Source organism: Streptomyces sp. NPDC093221 (assembly GCF_044753885.1).
GTDB lineage: Bacteria > Actinomycetota > Actinomycetes > Streptomycetales > Streptomycetaceae > Actinacidiphila.
This window is the reverse complement of the sequence record NZ_JBIVOA010000008.1, coordinates 334,671-352,752: the sequence shown is the minus strand read 5'-3', so window position 1 is coordinate 352,752 and position 18,082 is coordinate 334,671. Positions and strand designations below refer to the sequence as shown.

Genomic DNA, 18,082 nt, shown 5'->3' with positions numbered 1-18,082 from the left:
GTGTCTCGACCGCTTGCCACGGTGAGCATAGGCGCATGGCCGGGAGGCCATTTATTTGAAGCGCCTGGCAAAAGTGGCCCCATCCCCCTACCGTAGTAGCGCGCAGCTACGCACAACTACGTCGGAAGCGCACCGCGAGTGACGGCGGCATGCCACCGGCGAACCCTCAAGACGCCACAAGACCCCTTCGACGCAACGGAGTTCGTCATGCCTGAAATCCCCCGCTTACCAGCACTCTGGCGCTTCCCGGCGCGGCCGGAGTCCGTGCGCCGGGCGCGGCACGCCGTCGCGGAGGCGCTCCCTCGTGGAGTGGAGCCCCAACTGGCCGCGGATCTCGGGTTGGTGACCAGTGAGCTGGTCACGAACGCCGTGCGGCACGGGGACCGGTGCGAGGAGGACGCGGTCATCGAGCTGGTGCTGTGGCCCGCCGACGGGCACTACTGGGTGGCGGTGTCCGACGGCGGGCCGGAGAAGCCGGAGTTGGCCGAGGCCGGGCCGGAGAGCGAGGGCGGAAGGGGGCTGGTGCTCATCGACGCCCTCGCCGAGGTCTGGGGAGTCGTGCCGCGCCCGGTGCGCGGGAAGTCGGTGGTCGCCGGGCTCAGCGACGTCAGCCGGTCGAGGCCGGGCGGGCTTCGGACAGGCGGTTGGCCTGGTGGGTGAGCGCGCGGCGCAGGATCGGCGTCAAGGGGCGTTCGACCAGGCGGTAGATGAGGTAGGCGAGCAGCAGCATCGAGCCGATCGCGAGGGCGAGCACGCCGTAGTTCGGTATGCCGGTGTGGGCCTTCAGCTTCTCGATGACGAGCGTGCCCAGGATCTCGTGGACCAGGTAGAAGGGGTACGTCAGGGCGCCCGCCGTGGTCAGCCAGCGCCAGTCGACGTCGGCGACGCGGCGCACGAGCGTCACCGCGGCGATGGCGGCGAAGCCCGCGGCGACCAGGGCGATGACGACGGTCGGCGAGCGGTGGAAGGTGACGGCCACACCGGGCTTGGGGACGAGGCCCAGGACCGCGTAGTGCTGGCCGAGCAGGAAGCCGGTCGCGACGACGCCCCAGGTCAGCAGGTCGTGGCCGAAGCGGCGCAGCAGGTAGAGGCCGATGCCGCCGATGAAGAAGGGCGCGTACTCGGGCATCAGGGCCAGCTTGAGGAACTCCTGGCCGGAGGAGTCCGCGTACAGGGCGCCGATCGTCCACAGGGCGCAGAAGGCCAGGACGCGCTTGCGGGTGGCGCCGCGCCACAGGACGGTGACGGCGAAGAGCACGTAGAAGCGCATCTCGGCCCACAGCGTCCAGGAGACGCCCAGGACGCGCTCGGAGCCCGCCGGGGTCTGGAGCATCGTGAAGTTGGTGAGCAGGTCGGTGCGCGAGACGGTCTTGTAGCCGAGGACGAACAGGACGACGGTCACCAGGATCAGCGCCGCCCAGTAGGCCGGGTACAGGCGGCTGATCCGGGAGATCGCGAACGCCTTGACGCTGCGGCCCCAGCCGCTCATGCAGATCACGAAGCCGCTGATGATGAAGAAGAACTGCACGCCCAGCGGTCCGTACGCGGCGGCGTGCGACAGGTGCGGGAAGATCTCCAGCGGCTGTCCGCGCCAGGCTCCGCTGCCCCGGAAGGCCAGGTGGTAGATCGCCACCATGAGCGCGGCCACCAGCCGCAGCCCGTCCAGCGCCCGCAACCGGCCCTTCCCGCCGCCGCGCGGTGCCGGTGCGGCGGACGCCGCCGGTACGCGGCCGGGCGACGTCGGGTCGCCGGGCGCGGTCGGGTCGCCGGGCGACGTCGGATCGTCCGTGGGTGCGGGGAGTTTCAGGCTCATCCCAGTGCTGCCTTTTCGCCGGCGTGAGTGTCAGGGCGCGCGGTCGGCCGTACGATCGCCCGTCACGTAGGCGTTCAGGCTAGGTGGAGGCACCGGCTCCACGGGGCGTTGGAGCGGGCCCAACCGCTCTGTGCGACCAGTGTTTTCCTCCGTTTCACGGCCGGTTCACACGACCGTGACGGATTCGCGTCCGCGGCCGACCCCGCCCCCCCGCCGGGCGGTCACCCGATCGACGGGCTCGTCGCCTCGTACAGCTCGAACCAGATGGACTTGCCGTCGCCGCGCGGGTCGACGCCCCAGGCGTCGGCGAGCTCCTCGATGAGCATCAGGCCGCGGCCGGAGGAGGCCATCTCGCCGGGGGAGCGGCGGTGCGGCATGTCGTCGGAGCGGTCGCCGACCTCGACGTGGAGGCGGCGGGTGCCGGGCATGCCGGTGACCATGGCGGTCAGCACGGCGTCCTCGTCGGTGTGCACCAGCACGTTGGTGACGAGTTCGGAGACGAGCAGGACGGCGGACTCGACCTGGTCGGCCGAGGTCCAGTCGTGCAGCAGGGCGCGGATGTCGTCGCGGGTGGCGCGGATGCGGCCCGGGTCGGTCTGCGAGACGGTCAGCACCGCGCGGCGGACCGGGACCGCGCAGGTCGGGCCGTCGGGGTCGCGGCGCAGCAGGACCAGCGCGATGTCGTCCTCGCGGCGGTCGGCCAGCGGCCCGGTGGTGTGGTGGGAGGCGGGCCCGTGCACCGCGCGGATCAGGGAGTCGGCCAGCTCCTCCAGATCGCCCGCGGGCCCGGCCTCCAGCACATCGCGCAGCCGCTGCCAGCCGGTCTCCAGGTCGTGGCCGCCGGTCTCGATCAGGCCGTCGGTGCACAGCAGCAGCACCTCGCCGGGCTCCAGGACCAGCCGGGTCGTCGGGTAGTCGGTGTCCGGCTCGATGCCCAGCGGCAGGCCGCCCGCCGTACGCCGGACGATCGTCGTACCGTCGCCGAGCCGGATCGCGGGCTCCGGGTGCCCGGCGCGCACCACGTCGAGCGTGCCGGTCAGCGGGTCGGCCTCCAGATAGAGGCAGGTCGCGAAGCGTACGTCGGCGGACTCGTCGGCGCTCAGCCCCTCGTGCAGGCCGTCGCGCAGCCCGTCCGCCGGCCCGTCGGGGAGCCCGTCGTGCAGCCCGGCCAGAAAGCGGGAGGTGCGCGAGAGCACCGCGTCCGGGTGGTGGCCCTCGGCCGCGTAGGCGCGCAGCGCGATCCGCAGCTGGCCCATGATCCCCGCGGCCCGTACGTCGTGGCCCTGGACGTCGCCGATGACGATCGCGGTTCGGCCCGACGGCAGCCCGATCACGTCGTACCAGTCGCCGCCGACCTGGAGGCCGCCGCCGGTCGGCACGTACCGGGCGGCCACCGCCATGCCCTCGATGCCGGGCCTGCGCGCGGGCAGCATCGTGCGCTGGAGGCCGTCGGTCAGGGCGCGCTCCGACTCGTGCAGATGCGCGCGGGACAGCGCCTGCGCGAGCATCCGGGCCACGGTGGTGAGCACCGAGCGCTCGTCGGGGGTGAAGGCCACCGGGTCGCGGAAGGCCGCCATCCAGGCGCCGATCGTGGACCCGGCCACGACCAGCGGGAGATACGCCCAGGAGGAGCGGCCAAACGGTTTCACCAGCGGCCAGGTGACCGGGAAGCGGTCCTCGTACGCGGCCGGCGACGGCAGATAGACCGCCTGGCCGGTACGGACCACCAGCGCGGCCGGGTAGTCGGTGTCCAGCGGCATGTCGAGGAAGGGGTCCTCGGTGCCCGCCGCCTGCCCGTGGTGCCCGATCACCGACAGCCGGTCGCCGTCCGTGCCGAAGACGGCGAGGCCGTCGGGCGAGAAACCCGGCATCGACAAGGTGGCCGCCACCCGCAGCACCTCGGCGGTGGAGTCGGCCTCGGCCAGCGCGCGCCCCGCGTCCAGCAGGAACGCCTCCCTGGCCCGCCGCCAGCCGCCGCCCGCCTGCGCCGCCCGTGAGGGGCCGCCGCGCACCTCGTGCAGCGTGCCCGCCATCACCGTGCCCTGCGGGCGCACCCTGGCCCGTACCGTCCGCAGGGTCGCGCCGTCGTCGCCCACCACCCGCACCAGCGCCTCGGCGACCGTGCCCTCCGAGTAGGCCAGCGAGACCGCGCCGGCCAGCGACACGTAATCGGCGGCGTGCAGGCACGCCCGAACGGCGGACGTCCGGTGCTCGGCCGGGCCGCCGGACAGCCCGAGCAGGCGCGCGGCGCGGGCGTCGACCGTCACGGTGCCGGTGGCCTCGTGCCACTGCCACAGCCCGGTACCGACTGCGGCCAGGACGTCCTCGGTGCGCATTGTGTCAGTTTATGAGAATTGGGGCGTTATGGCCCAGTAGGGCGGCCTTCGTGGCCTTACGCCCCACCGAATCCGGAGTGAGGCCGGTGTGCGGGCGCCGGTAAGCTGTGCTGGGCCGCTGGCCCGGCCACCCACCCAACATCCAGCGTCGAGGACGAATGATGCACCGGTACCGGTCCCACACCTGCGGCGAGCTGCGCGCCACCGACGTCGACACCGACGTCCGCCTGTCCGGCTGGCTGCACAATCGCCGCGACCTGGGCGGCATCCTCTTCGTCGACCTGCGCGACCACTACGGCTTCACCCAGCTCGTCGTCCGCCCCGGCTCCCCGGTGTACGACCAGCTCAGCGGCCAGTCCAAGGAGTCCGTCGTCCGCGTCGACGGCCGCGTCCTGGCCCGCTCCGCGGAGAACGTCAACCCGGAGCTGCCGACCGGCGAGGTCGAGGTCGACGTGACCGCCCTGGAGGTGCTGGGCGCGGCCGACCCGCTGCCCTTCCCGGTCTTCCCCGAGGACAACGCGAACGAGGAGATGCGGCTCACCAACCGCTTCCTCGACCTGCGCCGCCAGCGCATGCACCGCAACATCATGCTGCGCACCCAGGTCATCTCCTTCCTGCGCCGCGAGATGACCGCGCTCGGCTTCAACGAGATGGCCACCCCGATCCTGTCGGCCACCTCCCCCGAGGGCGCCCGCGACTTCCTGGTGCCCTCCCGCGTGCACGCCGGGAAGTTCTACGCGCTGCCGCAGGCCCCGCAGCAGTTCAAGCAGCTCCTGATGATCTCCGGCTTCGACCGCTACTTCCAGATCGCGCCCTGCTTCCGCGACGAGGACTCACGCGCCGACCGCTCGCCCGGCGAGTTCTACCAGCTCGACGTCGAGATGAGCTTCGTCGAGCAGGAGGACGTCTTCGGCGTCATCGAGAAGGTCATGACCGACCTCTTCACCGAGCTGGGCGGCGGACGCACGGTCACCTCGCCGTTCCCCCGCATCCCCTTCCGCGAGTCGATGCTCAAGTACGGCAACGACAAGCCGGACCTGCGCACCACGCTCGAACTGGTTGACGTCTCCGACGTGTTCGCCGGGAGCGGCTTCAAGGCGTTCGCCGGCAAGCACGTACGCGCGCTCGCCGTGCCCGACACCGCCGAGCAGCCGCGCAAGTTCTTCGACCAGCTCGGCGAGTACGCGGTCTCGCTCGGCGCCAAGGGCCTGGCCTGGGTCCGGGTCGGCGACGGCAACGCGTTGACCGGCCCGATCGCCAAATTCCTCACCCCCGAGGACGTCACCGCGCTGCTCGCCGCCGTCGGCGCGAAGCCCGGCACCGCGATCTTCTTCGGCGCCGGTGAGTTCGACGAGGTCTCCAAGATCATGGGCCCGGTCCGGGTCGAGGCCGCCAAGCGCACCGGCCAGTTCGAGGAGAACGTCTTCCGCTTCTGCTGGATCGTCGACTTCCCGATGTTCGAGCGCAACGAGGACACCGGGGCCGTGGAGTTCTCGCACAACCCCTTCTCCATGCCGCAGGGCGGCCTCGAAGCCCTCAACACCAAGGACCCGCTGGACATCCTGGCCTGGCAGTACGACATCGTCTGCAACGGCATCGAGCTGTCCTCCGGGGCCATCCGTAACCACGAACCCGCCGTCATGTACCGCGCGTTCGAGATCGCGGGCTACACCCGCGAGACGGTGGAGGCCGAGTTCGGCGGCATGCTCCGCGCCTTCCACTTCGGCGCGCCGCCGCACGGGGGCATCGCGCCGGGCGTCGACCGTATGGTCATGCTCCTCGCCGATGAGCCCAACATCCGCGAGACGATCGCGTTTCCGCTCAACCAGAACGCCCAGGACCTGCTCATGGGCGCGCCCTCCGAGGTCGAGGAGGCGCGGCTGCGCGAGCTCCACATCCAGCTCCGCCCTTCGGCAGGGCGCCCTTCCGCGGGGCGCTAGGACGGCGTCTCGGGAGGGGCGAGCCGGGGGGCAACCCCGGAGGCGGGTCACCGCGTTGAAGGGGTGTGGAGAGGAACAACGGTGTCGCACCCCGGTTTCGAGGAGTTCGTGGCGGCCCGCGGCCCCAGACTGCTGCGGGTCGCGTGGCTGTTGACCGGCGACCCGCACCTCGCAGAGGACCTGCTCCAGACGGTGCTGGCCAGGGTGTGGCCGAAGTGGCACCGGATCGCGGGCGACAGCCCGGAGGCGTACGTACGCAAGGCGCTGGTGCACACCCACGCCTCGTGGTGGCGGCGGCGCTGGCGCGGCGAGGTGCCGCACGGCGAGCTGCCCGACCGCCCGCAGCCGGCGGACCCGTACGGGGACGTGGACCTGGAGCAGGCGCTGGCCGCGGCGATACGGGAACTGCCGGTACGCCAGCGCGCGGTGGTCGTGCTGCGCTACTTCGAGGACCTGAGCGTGGCCGACACCGCGGATGTCCTCGGCTGCACGGAGGGCACCGTCAAGAGCCAGGCGTCCAAGGCGCTGCGGGCGCTGCGCGGACGGCTGCCCGAAGCGGTCGACACGGGCGTCGGAGGTGAACACCATGCCGGATGAGCGTTTCGCGGAGGACGAGCTGCGCGACCTGCTGGAGCGCGCGGTGCCCCAACTGCCCGCCCCCGTACAGCGGTTGGAGCGGGTCAAGGAGCGTGCGCTGCGCCGTCGCAGGCGCCGCGCGGTCGGGATGTCCGCCGCCGTCGTGGTGGCGGTCGCGGCGGCCGGGACGGTGCTGCCCGGTCTCGGCGGCGCGGCGAGCGCCCCGGCGCCGCCCGCCGTCGTCACCTCGCTCGCGCCGCCCGCGTCCGGCAGCGGCGGCCCGACGGCGAGCGCTCCGACGGCGACCGGCCCGGTGGACAGCGGTCCGAGCCCGACCCCGAGCCTCGGACAGACCACCCGCGCGACCGAGTCGGCGTCCGCCGCGTCGGCGGCGGTCACGTACCACTTCCCCGAACTGGCCGGTCTCGACCTGCGGTTGCCGCCCGGCTGGACGACGGTCGTCGCGCCCAAGACGGGTGACGTCTTCGCCTCCTCGCAGGCGCTCGGCCTGCCCACCGACGGCTGCGTCAAGCCGCTGGACGGCTTCTGCACCCCGCTGGTCCGCACCCTGACCCGCGGCGGGGCGCTGATGATGCTGACGCTCCGGCACAGCAAGACGACGGTGGACAAGCTCAACGCCGACGGCCACCCGGTGACCTCGTCCGTCGTCGTCAGCGCCTGCCGGGCGGTCGGCGGCACCGCGCAGACCAAGGCCCTGCTCACCGACGCGTCCGGCTCCGACGTCCTGATCGAGGTCTCGGTGTGCCTGGCCGACGCCACCGACGCGCAGCAGTCCCAGATCAACGACGCGCTGAAGAACGCCGTCTTCTCGTGAAGGCTCCCGTGAAAGGCCCCCGCCACGTCATGCGCACCACCCGCCGCCCCCGCCGTCTCCTGGCCGCCGCCGTCCTGACCGCGCTGGCCGCCGCCCCGCTGGTGTCCGGCTGCGTGGCCGGTGGCACGGGCGTGCGGGCGTCGAAGGTCGGCGACGAGGGGCCGCTGAGCACGGTGGTGAGCGGTCCCGCGGGCCGGGCGGGCAGGTCCGCGCCCGAGCCGGTGCGCACGACACCCGCGCCGCCCGCCCAACTGCCGGGCCTGGGGCCGAAGACGCGCTCGCAGATCCCCGCCGACGCGCGGCAGGCCGTCCTGGTCACCGGCGCGGGCCCCGACTCGCCGGACGCGAAGGTCACCTTCTACACCCGCGAGAACACGGCCGGTTGGCGGCCCTCGGGTCCGGTGTGGGCCGCGCACAACGCGCTGCGCGGCTGGACCGACGCGCACCGCACCGGCGATCTGCGCTCACCGATCGGCGTCTTCGGCCTCACCGACGCGGGCGGCCACCTCCCCGACCCCGGCACCGAACTCCCCTACGACCACGCGCCGATCGGCTTCAGCGTCTCCGGCACCGGCTTCAGGGGCGAGCCGCTGGCGGGCTCCTTCGACTACGTCATCGCCATCAACTACAACCACCTGCCCGGCACGTCACCGCGCGACTGGACGCGTCCGCTGGGCGCCTCGCGCGGCGGCGGCATCTGGCTGCACGTGGACCACGGCGGCCCGACCCAGGGCTGTGTCTCGCTGCCGCAGCAGGCCATGCGGACGCTGCTGCGCACCCTGGACCCGAAGCTGCACCCGGTGGTGGTGATGGGCGACGGGGCCGCGCTGGCGCGCTGAACGGCCGTACGCACGGCCCCGATCGCGTTCCTCAGGCGGCCGGCGCGTCCGGGTCGCCGCCGAACCGCTCGATGTACGACGCCAGGTCCTCGTCGGAGATCTTCGCGAAGAGCACCGGCGGCACCGTGAAGGGGGTGCCCGCGGGCACCGAGTCCAGCGCGCGGGCCTCGTCGGCGGTGACCCAGCGGGCGTCGTCGGCGGGCAGCGCGAAGGCGGCCCGCATGGCGGCGGCCGAGGCCGGGATGAACGGCTCGGACACCACCGCGTAGAGGTGGATGAGATTCATCGCGGTACGCAGCGTGAGCGCGGCGCCGTCCTGGTCGGTCTTGATCTCCATCCAGGGGGCCTTCTCCTCCAGGTAGGAGTTGCCCGCACTCCACAGCGCCCGCAACGACTGCGCGGCCTTGCGGAATTGCAGCGTCTCCATGTGGCCCTCGTATTCGGCGAGGAGCGCTGCGATCTGCTCGCCGAGCTTCGCCTCGGCGGCGCCGGCCGCCGAACCCGCGGGCACTTCGTCGCCGAATCGCTTGCGCGAGAAGGACAGGACGCGGTTGACGAAATTGCCGAGGGTGTCGGCGAGGTCCTTGTTGACGCCCGCCGCGAACAGCTCCCAGGTGAAGGAGGTGTCGTCGGACTCCGGCGCGTTCGCGATGAGGAAGTAGCGCCAGTAGTCGGCGGGCAGCAACTCGAGGGCGGCGTCGGTGAAGACACCGCGGCGCTGCGAGGTGGAGAACTTGCCGCCGTAGTAGTTCAGCCAGTTGAAAGCCTTGACGTAGTCGACCTTCTTCCACGGTTCACGGGTGCCCAGTTGGGTCGCCGGGAACATCACGGTGTGGAAGGGCACATTGTCCTTGGCCATGAACTCGGTGTAACGGACCGTGTCGTCGGCCTCGTACCACCACGACTTCCAGTCCCGTACTTCACCCTCGGACGCGGCGTCGGCCCACTCCTTGGTGGAACCGATGTACTCGATGGGTGCGTCGAACCAGACGTAGAACACCTTTCCGTCCGCGGCCAGCTCCGGCCAGGTGTCGGCCGGTACGGGAACGCCCCAATCCAGGTCACGGGTGATCGCCCGGTCCTGGAGTCCCTCGGTGAGCCATTTCCGCGCGATGGACGAGGCCAGGGTGGGCCAGTCGGCGCCGTTCGCGTCGATCCACGCCTCGACCTCGCCGGCGAGCTTGGACTGGAGGAGGAACAGGTGCTTGGTCTCGCGGACCTCCAGCGCGCTGCTGCCGCTGATCGCGGAGCGCGCGTCGATGAGGTCGGTCGGGTCGAGCACCCGCGTGCAGTTCTCGCACTGGTCGCCGCGGGCCTTGTCGTACCCGCAGTACGGGCACGTGCCGACGATGTAGCGGTCGGGCAGGAAGCGTTCGTCGGCGAGCGAGTAGACCTGCCGGACGGCCCGCTCCTCGATGAAGCCGTTCTCGTTGAGCCTGCGCGCGAAGTGCTGGGTGATGTCGCGGTTCTCCGCCGAGGAGCTGCGGCCGAAGTGGTCGAAGGACAGCTCGAAGCCGTCGTAGATCGCCTTCTGCGCGAGGTGTGCCTGGCCGCAGAAGACGTCGACCGGCAGGCCCGCCTCCTTGGCGGCCAGCTCGGCGGGGGTGCCGTGCTCGTCGGTGGCGCAGATGTAGAGGACGTCGTGGCCGCGCTGCCGCAGATACCGCGAGTAGACGTCGGCCGGGAGCATGGACCCCACCATGTTGCCCAGATGCTTGATCCCGTTGATATAGGGGAGGGCTGAGGTGATGAGGTGACGCGCCATTGCGGGCTGCTCCCAATTCGTTGCGGGGAGTGAGTAATTCCTCTACGGACGGTCAATATCGTATCGGACGACCGGGGGGCATCCGCCGCCCCTTTTCCGGGTAGCCGGGCTGTGAAGGGCTGTGAACAGCCCCGGGGGGTCGAGCCCTGAAGATCACAGCGAGTGACTGCACGTGCACGTGCACGTGCACATGCACGTGCCTGCCCAACGAGTTATGATCTGCCGTACCAGACATGGCACTTATGGGGAGTGGCTGATGCGCCGGACGCACAACGGAATGGCTGCAGAAGACCTACGTGGAGTGGTCTGGCAGAAGAGCCGTCACAGTAATGCCAATGGAACGTGCGTCGAGTTCGCCGCCCTGCCCGACGGCGAGGTCGCCGTACGGAATTCGCGCTTCCCCGAGGGTCCGGCGCTGATATACACACGTGCGGAGATCGAATCGATGATCATCGGCGTGAAAGCCGGTGAATTCGACCACCTGGTCCCGTAATGCGCCGGTTGCGCCGCGACCCGCGTGGAACCGGCGGAACTAACAGGGTCCGCCCGGTGTGAGAAAAAGCGCCCAGACGACCTTTCCCGTGCCGCTCAGCGGGTGCCATCCCCAGTTCTCGCTGAACGAGTCCACCAGATGAAGTCCGCGGCCGGTCTCGGCCACGAAATCAGGGTCCTTGGCGACGGGCGCCACCCCGCTGGGGTCACGCACCGCACACACCACGCGCGAGGTCCAGCGCACCAGGCTCAGCCGTACCGGGGCGCCGGGCGCGCCGATCGGCACCGCGTACCGCAGCGCGTTGGTCACCAGCTCGGACGCGACCAGTTCGACCGAGTCGCGGAGCGTGGACAGATCCCATCGTTGGAGCGTCGCGCGCGTGAAGTGACGTGCCTCACCCACTGACTCCAGGGCGGCGGGCAGCTCACAGGTGGCTCCGTTACCCGAGGCCACGCGCTCAGGCGCGAGCACTCCCTGCCATAACGGCTCCAGCACGGCGACTGCCTCTGCCTTCATACGTGCCCCCGGGGTATCTGCACGTCCACCATGCTCATGGATCAGCACCCTCCGATGCAAGAGCGTCTGCACGTGCATCTGCAAGGAATTGATGCACGTGTCGGTGGAGAGTGACCGAACGGGTACACCGCGCAGTCCGTTAGTGGCAGACTGCTGATGAACCAAGGGCGGAGCGTGACCTATGAGCGCAGGGCAGCCGGGAGGCGGGTCCATCGTGCGACGAATGCTGCTCGGAGCGCAGCTGCGGCGGCTGCGTGAGTCCAAGGGCATCACCCGCGAGCTGGCGGGCTACTCGATCCGGGCCTCCGAATCGAAGATCAGCCGCATGGAGCTGGGAAGAGTCAGTTTCAAGGAGCGTGACGTCGCCGATCTGCTGACCCTCTACGAGGTCACGGACGAAGCCGAGCGGGCGGCCATGCTGGGCCTGGTCCGCGAGGCCAACGCGGCCGGCTGGTGGCACGGATACGGCGAGGTCATGCCGACGTGGTTCCAGACGTACGTGGGCCTGGAGGAGTCGGCCGCGCTGATCCGCACCTTCGAAGTGCAGTTCGTGCACGGCCTGTTGCAGACCGAGGACTACATAAGATCGGTGATCCGGCTTGGTCACCCCGAGGCAGCCGTGCCCTGGGTGGAAAGACGAGTCGGTCTACGCCTGGAGCGGCAAAAGCTTCTCGTCTCCGAGCAGGCGCCCCACTTCGTCGCCGTCATGGACGAGGGCGCGCTGCGCCGTCCGTTCGGCGGCCGGCAGGTGATGATCGACCAGGTGCGGCACATCCTGGAAGCCGCCGAGCGGCCCAACGTCGACGTCCGCATCCTGCCGTTCGCCACGGGCGGGCACGCGGCGGGCGGCGGCGCCTTCACGCTGCTGAGCTTCCCGGAGTCCGATCTGCCGGACCTGGTCTACCTGGAGCAGCTCACCGGGGCGCTCTACATCGACAAGCCCGACGAAGTGGTCGAGTACCAGAAGGCGATGAACGCGCTGAGTGATGTCGCGCTGACGCCCACCGCTTCCCTGGACTGGCTGAACTCCTTCCAGCGCGAACTGTGAGCCGTGCGCCCGGGGCCGACTTCCGCCGATGACGGCGGGAGTTGGCCCTTCGCGTGTGCCCCGGGCCCTTCGCGTGTGCCCCGGCCCTTTGCGTGCGCCCCGAGCCCTTCGCGTGCGCGCCGCGCCACGGACAGCCGCGGATGCGGAGCTTCCGCTCCCGATTCCGTCACCCTCCCCGCATTGACGATTACCGAAATGCGCACCACGTACAGTGTCTCGCCGGGCAATTCCCCCGAGGCGGAGCCGGTGTGACGCGCGTCATACGAGCGGGATGGTTCAAGTGGTAAACGTTGGGGCTTCGTCGTGTGCGTGCGAGCCACCGGACTGAAGGTGTGGGAATGGGCGTTCGTGGGCGCAAGCGAGAACCCAAGCGCAGTCGCAAGCGCTGGATCATCGCGATATCCGTCGCCTTCGTGGTGCTGCTGGCCGGCGGCGCCGGCGCGATCTACCTGAAGCTCAACGCCAATATCTCGACGTTCGACTCGGCGGGGCTGAGCAAGAACCGGCCCAAGGCCGGGCCCGCGGACGCCAACGGCCACACCGCCGTCAACGTCCTGCTGATCGGCTCCGACACCCGCTCCGGCGCGAACGGCAAGCTGGGCGGCTCCGCCTCCGGCGACATCGGCCGCTCGGACACCACGATCCTGCTGCACGTCTACCCCGACCACAAACACGCGGTGGGCATCTCCGTACCGCGTGACTCGATGGTCGACATACCCCCGTGCCTGCTGCCCGACGGCAAGTGGTCGCCGGACCAGCCCAGGGCGCAGTTCAACTCGGCGTTCTCGATGGGCGACACGGCCAAGGGCAATCCGGCGTGTACGCAGAACACCATCGAGAAGCTGTCCGGGCTGCGCGTGGACCACACCATGGTGGTCGACTTCGAGGGCTTCGCGTCCATGACCTCCGCCGTGCACGGCGTCGAGGTCTGCGTGCCGAACAAGATCTACCAGGGGGACATGAACCCCAACCGCGGCAGCAAGGGCAAGGTCGTCCTCGACGCGGGCATGCAGAACCTCCAGGGCCAGCAGGCACTGGACTACGTCCGCGTACGGCACGGGGTCGGCGACAACTCCGACGTCGGCCGCATGCTGCGGCAGCAGGCGTTCCTGTCCGCCCTGATCGCCAAGATCAAGGGGCAGGGCATGAACCCGACGACGCTGCTGCCGCTGGCCGACGCCGCCACCAAGTCGCTCACCGTGGACCCGGGGCTCGGCAGCGCCACCAAGCTGATGTCCTTCGGGCTGTCGCTGAAGAACATCGACCTCAAGAACATCCAGTTCATCACCGCGCCGTGGAAGTACGACGGGCCGCGCATCGACCTCGTCCACCCCGACGTGGACGACCTCTTCGCGGAGCTGCGGGCCAACCGGACCCTGGAAGGCGTCGACGCCTCGGGCAAGCCGAAGTCGACGGCCTCCCCGACGCCCGCCGCCACGGTCGACGGCACCGGCGTCTCGGTCGGCGTCTTCAACGGCACCACCGTGGACGGGCTCGGCGGCAAGGCCGCCGACAAGCTCAAGGGCTCCGGCTACACCGTCACCGGGACCTCCACCGCCAAGTCCCAGGACCACGCCACCACCCGTATCGAGTACGGGCCCGCCGACAAGGCGCACGCCACCGAGCTCGCCAAGCTCTTTCCCGGCGCGGAGCTCGCTCCGCTCGCCATCTCGGGCATCAATCTCGTCGTCGGCCAGGATTTCGCCTCGGCGGCGAGCAAGCCGAAGCCGTTGCCCACCAATCTCACGCAGCAGGCTCGCGCCGCGGACACCGACCCCTGCAAAAAACTCTCCTACGGCTAGCCCCCCGCCGGGCCCCTCCCGGGCAGGGGCGCTCTTCCAGGGGCCCGGCCCCAGGGCGGTTCCTCTGCGCTGGTCGGCACGCCGATCTTTTCGGGGCGCGGCCCCGGGCGGTTCTTCTGCTGGGGCGGCAGCCACGCGTTTTTTGGGGGCGCGGTCCCTGGGCGGTTTCCTTGCGCTGGTCGGCACGCCGATTTTTTAGGGGCGCGGCCCTGGGCGGTTCTTCTGCCGGGGCGGCAGCCACGTGTTTTTTGGGGCGCGGCCCTGGTGCGGTTCTTTTGCCGGGGGGCCAGCCACGTGTTTTTAGGGGCGCGGGGAACTGCGCGCTCAGCCACGGCGGTGGTGCGCCGTGAGAACCGGCCCCAGCGGGGCAGATGCGGTTGTTTTCGGGCTGGCAGCCCGGTGGGGGCTGGTCGCGCAGTTCCCCGCGCCCCTAAAAAGATCGGCCCACCGTCCGGGCCAGGTGCGGGTGCGGGGGCCGGGCCCCGGGAAAGATCCGGCCCACTGCCCCGGGCAGGTGCGGGTGCGGGGGCGGCGCCCGGGAAAGATCGGCCCACCGTCCGGGCCACGTGCGGGTGCGGGGGCGGGGCCCGGGAAAGATCGGCTCACCGTTCTGGGCGGGGGCGGGGCCCGGGGGCTAGTCGGCTACGGCGGCTTGGGCCGTGACACGGTTGATGCGGCCACGGACGAGATATTCACCGGGAACGGCGTTGCGGGCACCGAATTCGGCCCCCCGGGCGGAGCCCATGTAGCGGGAACCGATCTTGGTGGACCAGTGAAGCAGGGCGGCGGGGTCCTCGACGAGCTCGGCGGTGCACTCGAAGAGGACGTAGGAGTAGGGCGGCTCCTGATCGTCCACGCAGAGCGCGAAGCGGGCGTCGCGGCGCAGGGCCTTGCCCTTGAGCGAGTCGCTGCCGGTGTTGAAGACGACGCGGATGTCGGAGGGGTCGGTGTCGTCGAGCAGGAACCAGACGGGCGTGACGTGGGGACCGCCGTCCTTGCGCTGGACGGCGAGCTTCCCCGTGCGGGTACCGGTGGAGGCGAAGGCGCGCCATTCGGCCTCGGTCATGTGCTGCATGGGGTCAGGTTAGGGCCGGGCGGGTCCGGGGGTCAGGCCGCCCCGCCGTGGGCGCGGGCGGCGGCGCCGCGTACCTCCAGGCCGTCGAGGAGGTCGGCGGTGGCCGCGGCGACGGCGGCCACGGCGGCGTCGAAGACCTCCCGGTTGTGCGCGGCGGGCGCGCGGAAACCGGAGATCTTGCGGACGTACTGGAGCGCCGCCGCTTCGATGTCGTCCTCGTCCGGATCGGGCGTCATCGGCGGTCGCAGGGTCTTGATGCTTCTGCACATGCCTCCAGTGTCGCGCGGGGGTACGACATCGCGCCACGAACTCGGTCGCGGCGGCCCCTTGGCGTGCGGCCGTCGCAGTGCTTCAATGCTCTCCATTGGTTAGGAACCTTTCCTAACTGCACAGCAGGCCCCCGCAGTTGGCCGTTCCTCCGACGGCCGGAAACGGAGACGCACGTGCACCGATCCCCCCACTCGCACCGCTCGAACCGGCGCCCCAGCCGCCGGATAGCCATGATCGCCGCCGTCGGCGTACTGGCGGGCGGCGGCGCCTCGCTGGCCCTGGCCACGGCGGGCAACGCGGCCACCGCGCCCGGCGCGCACGCCGCCGCCGTCGCGCCCAAGGCGGCGGCAGCCGGTCTCGCCGACCCGCACAAGAAGGAAATCGCGATGGAGCTGGTCTCCAGCGCGGAGAACTCCTCGCTGGACTGGAAGGCCCAGTACAAGTACATCGAGGACATCGGCGACGGCCGCGGCTACACCGCGGGCATCATCGGCTTCTGTTCCGGCACCGGCGACATGCTGGACCTGGTCAAGCACTACAACGACCTCAAGCCCGGCAACGTCCTGGCCAAGTACCTCCCCGCGCTGGAGAGCGTCAACGGCTCCGACTCGCACTCCGGCCTCGGCTCGGCCTTCGTGAGCGCGTGGAAGACCGCCGCCAAGGACACCGTCTTCCAGACCGCGCAGAACGACGAGCGCGACCGCGTCTACTTCAACCCGTCGGTCAACCAGGCCAAGACGGACGGCCTCGGCACCCTCGGCCAGTTCATCTACTACGACGCCATCGTGATGCACGGCCCCGGCGACGACTCCGTCAGCTTCGGCGGCATCCGCAAGACCGCCATGAAGAAGGCCAAGACCCCGGCCCAGGGCGGCAACGAGACCACGTACCTCAATGCCTTCCTCGACGCCCGCAAGGCCGCGATGAAGACCGAGGACGCCCACGACGACACCAGCCGCGTCGACACCGAGCAGCGCGTCTTCCTCAACGCGGGCAACCTCAACCTGGACCCGCCGCTGAAGTGGAAGACGTACGGGGACTCGTACCAGATCCTGACGCTTCCGTAGCGCCCGACGCTTCCCGCCCCCGGCCCGCCGACCCTTGTGTCGGCGGGCCGGGTACGCTCCCGGGGTCGGATGCAGAGATCGGATGTATCGAAGGAGTCGCCGCCCATGCTGCGCTACGGACTGACCCACCCCGCGATCCTCGCCGCGCTCGCCGCCGCGGGCCACGGCTCCCGCGTCCTGATCAGCGACGGCCACTATCCGCACACCACGGGCGCCAACCCGGCCGCCGAGCGCGTCTACCTCAACCTCAGCCCCGACCGGCTGCTGGTCACCGAGGTACTGGACGCCCTGGTCGACGCGGTCCCGATCGAGGCGGCGGCCGTCATGACCCCGCCGCCTGACCGTGACGACACTTCCGAGACGTCCGACACTTCCGACCTTTCCGCGCCGGAGATCTTCGCGGAGTTCCGTACCGCCCTCCCCGGCCTCACCCTCGACGGCCTCGACCGCTTCGCCTTCTACGACGCGGCCCGCGGCCCCGACACCGCCCTCGTGGTGGCCACCGGCGACCGGCGTACGTACGCCAATCTGCTGCTCACGATCGGAGTGCGGTCGGAGGACCGCTGAGCGGCGGACGCCCTTCGCCCCCTGCCGTCCCGGCCGGGTGGCGGCTTACGCTGGGGCCCACACGCTGTGCACGCTCGACACGGGGGTTCCTTCCGTATGAACTGGCTCTGGTGGGTGATCGCCCTCTTCGCGGTCGGCGGTTTCACCTCGATCGCCGACACCGTCCGCACCGCGCTGCGCACCCGGCACGAGCGCACGATGGAGCGCCTTGAGGCGGACCGCAAGGAGCGCCGCGAGCTGGAGGCGGCGGGGCGCGGCCCCGAGCCGGTCTGCGGCTGCACCCACCACCTGGCCAAGCACGACAAGTCCGGCCGCTGCCACGAGACCGTCGAGGTCCCCACGGCCTGGGACGCGGACAAGAAGCCCACGCACTACGAGCCGGGCACGTGCAACTGCCAGCAGTACGTGGGCCCGCAGCCGCTCACCACGCTCTACGCCCAGGAGATCACCGACCTCTGACGACGCGTCAGCGCGGCTCCCGCGCGACGGTCGGCAGCGCGCGGGCCAGGGCGCGGGCGGTGCGCGCGGCGCGGGACTCCGCGCGGGCGACGGCGTCCGGCGCCGGGCCGAGCAGACCCTCCGCGAGGAAGAGGACCATGCCGTGCGCGGCCGAGGAGACGTCGAGTATCAACTCCACCGCGCGGTCGCCCGAGGTGAGGCGGCGGGCCGTCGGGAGCACGGCGGTCAGCACCTGGTCGCCCGCCGAAGCCAGGCTCGAATAGCGGGACTTGTCGAGTCCCGCGCTGAACGTGATGTCGAACAGGGCCCGTTCCTCCACCGCGAACCGGACGTAGGCGGCGGCGAAGTCCGCCAACTGCTCGACCGGGTCCGCGGATTGACGGACGGCGGCCGAGAACCGGCGGTGCTGCTCGCGGTACCCGCGCTCGGCCAGCGCCGCCAGCAGCGCGTCCCGGTCGGCGAAGTGCTTGTACGGCGCCGCCGCGCTGACCCCCGCCCGCCGGCTGGCCTCCGCGAGCGTGAAGCCATGCGGCCCGCGCTCGGCGACGAGGCCGAGGGCGGCCCGCTCCAGGGCGTTGCGGAGGTCGCCGTGGTGCTGTCCACTGCGGCGGGCCGGTGCGGTGCGCTCGACGGAAGGCGTCATATCCGCAGGTTAACACCCGTCACCACAAGGTGAATCGC

18 protein-coding genes are annotated in these 18,082 nt (G+C 70.9%); 11 read left to right on the top strand and 7 right to left on the bottom strand.

The window, feature by feature from the left end; genetic code table 11:
• Window positions 1-207 precede the first annotated feature (207 nt).
• Window positions 208-660 (top strand): ATP-binding protein, encoded by a 453-nt coding sequence (locus ACIQCJ_RS27995; RefSeq protein WP_391158641.1) that lies wholly within the window; start codon window positions 208-210, stop codon window positions 658-660.
• On the opposite strand, the gene ACIQCJ_RS27990 is transcribed toward ACIQCJ_RS27995, so the two are convergent.
• Together ACIQCJ_RS27990 and ACIQCJ_RS27985 are read right to left on the bottom strand one after the other, a co-directional pair.
• Window positions 608-1,813, bottom strand: a complete 1,206-nt coding sequence (locus ACIQCJ_RS27990; RefSeq protein ID WP_402712908.1) for an acyltransferase family protein — start codon at window positions 1,811-1,813, stop codon at window positions 608-610. The two genes, ACIQCJ_RS27995 and ACIQCJ_RS27990, sit on opposite strands and share 53 nt — an antisense overlap.
• 221 nt (window positions 1,814-2,034) lie before the next feature.
• Window positions 2,035-4,149, bottom strand: coding sequence for a SpoIIE family protein phosphatase (locus tag ACIQCJ_RS27985; protein ID WP_402712907.1), 2,115 nt, complete (start codon window positions 4,147-4,149; stop codon window positions 2,035-2,037).
• Between the two features lie 161 nt (window positions 4,150-4,310).
• On the opposite strand from ACIQCJ_RS27985, the gene aspS reads away from it, so the two are divergent.
• From aspS to ACIQCJ_RS27965, 4 genes are all read left to right on the top strand, one after another.
• Window positions 4,311-6,089, top strand: a complete 1,779-nt coding sequence (gene aspS, locus ACIQCJ_RS27980) for an aspartate--tRNA ligase (RefSeq protein ID WP_355339618.1) — start codon at window positions 4,311-4,313, stop codon at window positions 6,087-6,089.
• A gap of 81 nt (window positions 6,090-6,170) precedes the next feature.
• Window positions 6,171-6,686, top strand: coding sequence for a SigE family RNA polymerase sigma factor (locus tag ACIQCJ_RS27975; RefSeq protein WP_355339621.1), 516 nt, complete (start codon window positions 6,171-6,173; stop codon window positions 6,684-6,686).
• Entirely contained in the window at window positions 6,676-7,500 is an 825-nt protein-coding gene (locus ACIQCJ_RS27970) for a hypothetical protein (RefSeq protein WP_402712906.1), read from the top strand. Before ACIQCJ_RS27975 ends, ACIQCJ_RS27970 begins: the two co-directional genes overlap by 11 nt.
• A 29-nt stretch (window positions 7,501-7,529) precedes the next feature.
• Window positions 7,530-8,339 (top strand): hypothetical protein, encoded by an 810-nt coding sequence (locus tag ACIQCJ_RS27965; protein WP_402712905.1) that lies wholly within the window; start codon window positions 7,530-7,532, stop codon window positions 8,337-8,339.
• 31 nt (window positions 8,340-8,370) lie between these two features.
• On the opposite strand, the gene metG is transcribed toward ACIQCJ_RS27965, so the two are convergent.
• Window positions 8,371-10,104 (bottom strand): methionine--tRNA ligase, encoded by a 1,734-nt coding sequence (gene metG / locus ACIQCJ_RS27960; RefSeq protein ID WP_355339630.1) that lies wholly within the window; start codon window positions 10,102-10,104, stop codon window positions 8,371-8,373.
• Between the two features lie 256 nt (window positions 10,105-10,360).
• Between metG and ACIQCJ_RS27955 the strand changes: the two genes are divergently transcribed.
• Window positions 10,361-10,597, top strand: a complete 237-nt coding sequence (locus tag ACIQCJ_RS27955) for a DUF397 domain-containing protein (protein WP_355339633.1) — start codon at window positions 10,361-10,363, stop codon at window positions 10,595-10,597.
• Between the two features lie 39 nt (window positions 10,598-10,636).
• On the opposite strand, the gene ACIQCJ_RS27950 is transcribed toward ACIQCJ_RS27955, so the two are convergent.
• Window positions 10,637-11,113, bottom strand: coding sequence for an ATP-binding protein (locus tag ACIQCJ_RS27950; protein ID WP_355339636.1), 477 nt, complete (start codon window positions 11,111-11,113; stop codon window positions 10,637-10,639).
• A 181-nt stretch (window positions 11,114-11,294) separates the two neighbouring features.
• Between ACIQCJ_RS27950 and ACIQCJ_RS27945 the strand changes: the two genes are divergently transcribed.
• A complete protein-coding gene (locus ACIQCJ_RS27945) occupies window positions 11,295-12,161 on the top strand; it encodes a helix-turn-helix transcriptional regulator (protein ID WP_355339639.1) in 867 nt (288 codons plus the stop codon).
• Between the two features lie 338 nt (window positions 12,162-12,499).
• Window positions 12,500-13,963: an LCP family protein gene (locus ACIQCJ_RS27940; RefSeq protein ID WP_391041857.1), complete on the top strand. Its 1,464-nt coding sequence runs from the start codon at window positions 12,500-12,502 to the stop codon at window positions 13,961-13,963.
• A 634-nt stretch (window positions 13,964-14,597) separates the two neighbouring features.
• Here the strand turns inward: ACIQCJ_RS27940 and ACIQCJ_RS27935 are convergent.
• Together ACIQCJ_RS27935 and ACIQCJ_RS27930 are read right to left on the bottom strand one after the other, a co-directional pair.
• Window positions 14,598-15,038 (bottom strand): PPOX class F420-dependent oxidoreductase, encoded by a 441-nt coding sequence (locus ACIQCJ_RS27935; RefSeq protein WP_355339645.1) that lies wholly within the window; start codon window positions 15,036-15,038, stop codon window positions 14,598-14,600.
• 32 nt (window positions 15,039-15,070) lie between these two features.
• Entirely contained in the window at window positions 15,071-15,307 is a 237-nt protein-coding gene (locus tag ACIQCJ_RS27930) for a DUF2277 domain-containing protein (RefSeq protein ID WP_355339648.1), read from the bottom strand.
• A gap of 231 nt (window positions 15,308-15,538) precedes the next feature.
• Between ACIQCJ_RS27930 and ACIQCJ_RS27925 the strand changes: the two genes are divergently transcribed.
• The 3 genes from ACIQCJ_RS27925 to ACIQCJ_RS27915 all read left to right on the top strand — a co-directional run bounded on the left by ACIQCJ_RS27925 (window position 15,539) and on the right by ACIQCJ_RS27915 (window position 17,401).
• Entirely contained in the window at window positions 15,539-16,375 is an 837-nt protein-coding gene (locus ACIQCJ_RS27925) for a chitosanase (RefSeq protein WP_355340133.1), read from the top strand.
• A 105-nt stretch (window positions 16,376-16,480) separates the two neighbouring features.
• Window positions 16,481-16,942: an RbsD/FucU domain-containing protein gene (locus ACIQCJ_RS27920; RefSeq protein WP_402712904.1), complete on the top strand. Its 462-nt coding sequence runs from the start codon at window positions 16,481-16,483 to the stop codon at window positions 16,940-16,942.
• 96 nt (window positions 16,943-17,038) lie between these two features.
• Complete coding sequence (locus ACIQCJ_RS27915; protein ID WP_355339653.1) at window positions 17,039-17,401, top strand: hypothetical protein; 363 nt, start codon at window positions 17,039-17,041, stop codon at window positions 17,399-17,401.
• Window positions 17,402-17,408: 7 nt separating this feature from the next.
• Here ACIQCJ_RS27915 and ACIQCJ_RS27910 read toward each other — a convergent pair whose 3' ends face one another.
• Entirely contained in the window at window positions 17,409-18,044 is a 636-nt protein-coding gene (locus tag ACIQCJ_RS27910; protein WP_402712903.1) for a TetR/AcrR family transcriptional regulator, read from the bottom strand.
• Window positions 18,045-18,082: the final 38 nt, after the last annotated feature.